The organism is Tritonibacter scottomollicae (assembly GCF_003003215.1).
Lineage (GTDB): Bacteria > Pseudomonadota > Alphaproteobacteria > Rhodobacterales > Rhodobacteraceae > Epibacterium > Epibacterium scottomollicae.
This window is the reverse complement of sequence record NZ_PVUF01000052.1, coordinates 1-3,576: the sequence shown is the minus strand read 5'-3', so window position 1 is coordinate 3,576 and position 3,576 is coordinate 1. Positions and strand designations below refer to the sequence as shown.

Here is a 3,576-nt window from a genome sequence, read left to right as displayed (position 1 = left end):
CCGGTAGTAAGTCTGAGCCGTCACACCGATTTGCCGAACGGCTTCCTGAACCGAGCTCCCCTTGCCCTTGCAGCACCTCAACCTGTCGCAGCTTCAGCACGATGTCCTCGGGCTTCTCTCGTTTGCCTGACATCTCGTCGTCCTCCTGAAAACGGGATATTCCTATCCCAAAAGGTGGACCACTTCAGTGGGGGCACTCCACTTCAACGCCCGCTTCCGGGATGAGTTATTAAACGGCGAGGTCTTCACCACGCTGCGTGAAGCACAGATCCTCATCGAACGCTGGCGTCGCCACTACAACACGGTTAGGCCCCACAGCGCCTTAGGATACCGGCCCCCAGCGCCCAAAAGCATCGTCCTGATAGACCAAAGACCGACGATGCATTAACATTCAAATTGGACCACTCTATGGGGGCACATCAGAAGGGGCAAGCGCCTGATCGCCCCGCGCTGCATCGCTTCCGGCCCACAGCCGATCTTGGCTAGACCATCTAAGACTGCGATGCAGCTTCCCCAGACCAGACGCTGGGGGTTTCGGTGCTGCACTGTGACTCGTCCAAGGTTTACGCCGCCGAATTTGCTGCCGAGTACCACAGAGCTGTACCATAGCATTTCCCCAAACCTGATGAGCCAAACGCTCTCTTAGCTTAATCCACCTTTGGTCCCAAAGAGCTTTGACGCCGGACGCGATTACAGGCCACCGCAATCAGCCTTATTTCCCCCAGGGGCAGAGTGCCTCGACCTGTCGGCGACCAAGCTTATTCAACGTTTCTATGTTATCCAAATAAATCATCTCTGGGTCCGCAACGTGCGCGAGGGTTTTGGTCATCTGGTCTTGACGCAGAAGATGTATGGTTGGATAGGGCGAGCGATTGGTGAAATGGCTTAGATCGTCCGGTGCCACACCGTCAAATTGGTACCGAGGATGAAAGGATGCCAGTTGCACATCCTCTGTCAGCTCTGCTTGCTCCAAGAGTTGCTGAAACCAATCGAGTAAGTCGAGGTAATCATCGAACTCTTCTAGACCTTGGGTAAACATTAGCAGGCTGGTAGCGATGTCATTTTCGTTGGTCACGAGCAGGCGCTGCAGTTCCGTCAAAAAAAACCGCTTTAGATGTGCATCGGTCGTGGCGTCACATATGGCATAGTGGACTTGGTCTCGGGATATGACGCTCGAGGAAAATGGGCACAGATTTAATCCCACCACCATGTGTTCAAGCCATCGACGTGTGTTTTTCACCACGTCTTGATGAGCTGTCGATAATGTCTTTGGTTCGCGCTTTTTGATGTAATGGATCCCTTCATGTTTGAGACTTTATGCACGTTCTGCCCATGGTTCCTAATTGTTTACGAAAGCGAAACCCATCGAAACGGTGCAGTCACTACCGTCTATCGTGTCATGCCATCCTGCGCCATAGCCGAGAACGGCCGACTGCCGCCGCTCACCAGTGAAGCCTTTGCCGCAGTGCAGCTTCACCAGACCAGCCGTTCGTGCATCGCACAGCATTTCGGCGGCTTGATCGTCGGTCAGCGGACGAAACGGCCTTGCGAGTTGGTCGTACCGCTGGTTCCGGGTTGTAAGGCAAATTGGCCGCGTCTGAATATTGAGACCCAGGGATTTCGCGGATGTAAGTTTGCCTAATTTGAGAGAACGACTTTTTCTAGAGCGGCGGCCCAGTCCTCGAGATGGTTGTCATAGTATGGCCCCTGTTCCGATTTGAATGTCACGATGCCGTCACCGTCCAGCACATAAAGCCGTTCTGGTTCTCCAGCATAATCCGCGTTTATTCGATTGTCAGGCCAATCAAGAACAACCGGATTCTCGAATTCGTATGCGCTTCGCCAGTCATTGGCTACTTTGGCACGGTCCTCCAAATTGATGGTCTGGGCATACATTACTCCGGTCGCTCTGTTTGATTCAGTGTTCCATCCATCTGTTGGATGCGCCTCCAACACATAGACAAACACAAACTGAACCCGTCCATCGTAGTGTTTAATCAGTTGCTTCATCCTATCTGATTGGCGACGGAAAACCGGGCATGTGTAACACCCAAATATCAGCGAGACAGGTGCGCCACGAAGATCGGACAGGTTCAGAAGTCCGGAAGAGATACTTCCTTCGGCGTTCAGAGTGTGAGCGGCAAAGTTGGGTGCAGGTTCGCCCTCTTGCGCAAGGCAGTTGTCCTCTTGGTCTGCAGCCGTTCTTAGGTAGTCGCGGAATTCAGATTTGCTCAAGCCCATTGTGTCTTTGAAATCGGCTTCCGACAGGTCATCCATCTGGTCCCGCATTTCGAATGCAATTCTACTCATAGAAACATCCCTCCTGACCCACACAATAGCAGGAACCAACGCATACCTGAAAGGTATGTCACCAAAGGCGACATCTGAGTATGACGCAGCATTCAGTAGGTTGGGCTCTTCGCGGCCATCCGCTGTGTGAGGTACGAATGCCCGATACAGGGCGTCGCTACCGTTCATTGCGGCGCCTCTGAACTCACACACTGCGGACAAGGACGAAGCTGACTGTCGTCGGATTGGAGAAAATGTCTGCTGTCCTGTTTTCAAGCCGTTGGTACCGAAACATACGGACTTTAAGGGGCACTAACTTGGCTTGGCAATGGCGGTCGCAAATACCTGATGACCGTAAAGCGTTCCGGCTGCTGCCCGGCGCTTGTACTCAGCGACAAGGCCGCCAAACAGCTCCTCACCGATCTCGCCCCGCTCAAGCATCCGCTTTGCAGTTTCTTCGACCCAGGGCAGCATTTGTTCATTGTCCGCAATTGTTCGGCTTTGGACATCAAAATCGGTCACTTCAAAATCGGTCGCTGTCATCAAAGAACGCATTTTCGCGACGATATATGGGTCAGTCACAAACTCATTGACGAAGGCGCGTGCGCAAGCGTCGAGCGGATCGTTCGCGCTGTTGCTCAGGCTAGCTTTTGAAAAGTCCGCATCGCACACCACAAGACAACCATCCGATTTAAGAACACGCCGCGCCTCTTGAAGAAGCGGAACGGGGTCCACCACATGAGTCAGGACGGTATGCATTATGAGGTTGCAAACCGAATGGTCATCAAGTGGCAATGCAGTCCCGTCCGCGACTTCAAAGGTTACATTGGTGTGCTGTTTCGCGCGCTCTCTGGCCACCCGAACAAAGCCAGAGGATGGTTCGAAGGCCATGACCTGTTCAGGCTCGGCCTTCGCTGCAATCCGCCTGGTAACAGCACCGGCACCAGCCCCGACCTCGACGGTGAGGCTGCCTTCCGCAAATTTTAATTTCGAAAGGTACGATGCAACGATGCTCTCCATTTTGGGGTCGGATTGTCTGGCATCCATCGAGTCAGCGAATGCTGCAATGAATTCCTCGCCCGCTGCGTCTACGTCCTGAAAAGGATCGGCCATCAACAAAGGTTCCCCTTAATGCAATCAAGTTCACGATAGCAGACTTTCATGATTGGCGCAGCATCATGAAGATTGGGCTGATTTCGTTGAAAAAGTCGTTTGGTTTTGTGCGTTGGGGATGGGTACGGCGCATATTTTGTTGGGCAGTCTGAGGCGATACCGCCTTGTTACGCT

Annotated in this window: 4 protein-coding genes and 2 pseudogenes; 2 read left to right on the top strand and 4 right to left on the bottom strand. The window is 53.0% G+C overall.

From position 1 onward, the window contains the following. A pseudogene (locus CLV89_RS23105) lies at window positions 1-133 on the bottom strand (IS3 family transposase); the annotation flags it as partial. A gap of 69 nt (window positions 134-202) precedes the next feature. Here CLV89_RS23105 and CLV89_RS22120 point away from each other — a divergent pair. Continuing rightward, a pseudogene (locus CLV89_RS22120) lies at window positions 203-388 on the top strand (integrase core domain-containing protein); the annotation flags it as partial. Between the two features lie 324 nt (window positions 389-712). Here CLV89_RS22120 and CLV89_RS22115 read toward each other — a convergent pair. After that, window positions 713-1,240: a DUF1415 domain-containing protein gene (locus CLV89_RS22115; protein ID WP_279327920.1), complete on the bottom strand. Its 528-nt coding sequence runs from the start codon at window positions 1,238-1,240 to the stop codon at window positions 713-715. A 63-nt stretch (window positions 1,241-1,303) separates the two neighbouring features. Between CLV89_RS22115 and CLV89_RS22510 the strand changes: the two genes are divergently transcribed. Continuing rightward, window positions 1,304-1,642 carry a hypothetical protein gene (locus tag CLV89_RS22510; protein WP_133166788.1) on the top strand — a complete coding sequence of 113 codons (339 nt, stop codon included), beginning with the start codon at window positions 1,304-1,306 and terminating at the stop codon, window positions 1,640-1,642. On the opposite strand, the gene CLV89_RS22110 is transcribed toward CLV89_RS22510, so the two are convergent. Together CLV89_RS22110 and CLV89_RS22105 are read right to left on the bottom strand one after the other, a co-directional pair. After that, window positions 1,639-2,310 carry a deiodinase-like protein gene (locus tag CLV89_RS22110; RefSeq protein WP_165798197.1) on the bottom strand — a complete coding sequence of 224 codons (672 nt, stop codon included), beginning with the start codon at window positions 2,308-2,310 and terminating at the stop codon, window positions 1,639-1,641. The genes CLV89_RS22510 and CLV89_RS22110 overlap by 4 nt on opposite strands. 291 nt (window positions 2,311-2,601) lie before the next feature. Then, the gene (locus CLV89_RS22105; RefSeq protein WP_106165732.1) at window positions 2,602-3,402 is read right to left on the bottom strand and encodes a class I SAM-dependent methyltransferase; all 801 of its coding nucleotides are present in this window, start codon (window positions 3,400-3,402) and stop codon (window positions 2,602-2,604) included. Window positions 3,403-3,576: the final 174 nt, after the last annotated feature.

Excerpts from the sequence above, each read along its gene's own strand:
- CLV89_RS22105 (WP_106165732.1), bottom strand. The coding sequence starts at position 3,402 with ATGGCCGATCCTTTTCAGGACGTAGACGCAGCGGGCGAGGAATTCATT.
- CLV89_RS22110 (WP_165798197.1), bottom strand. The coding sequence starts at position 2,310 with ATGAGTAGAATTGCATTCGAAATGCGGGACCAGATGGATGACCTGTCG.
- CLV89_RS22510 (WP_133166788.1), top strand. The coding sequence starts at position 1,304 with ATGTTTGAGACTTTATGCACGTTCTGCCCATGGTTCCTAATTGTTTAC.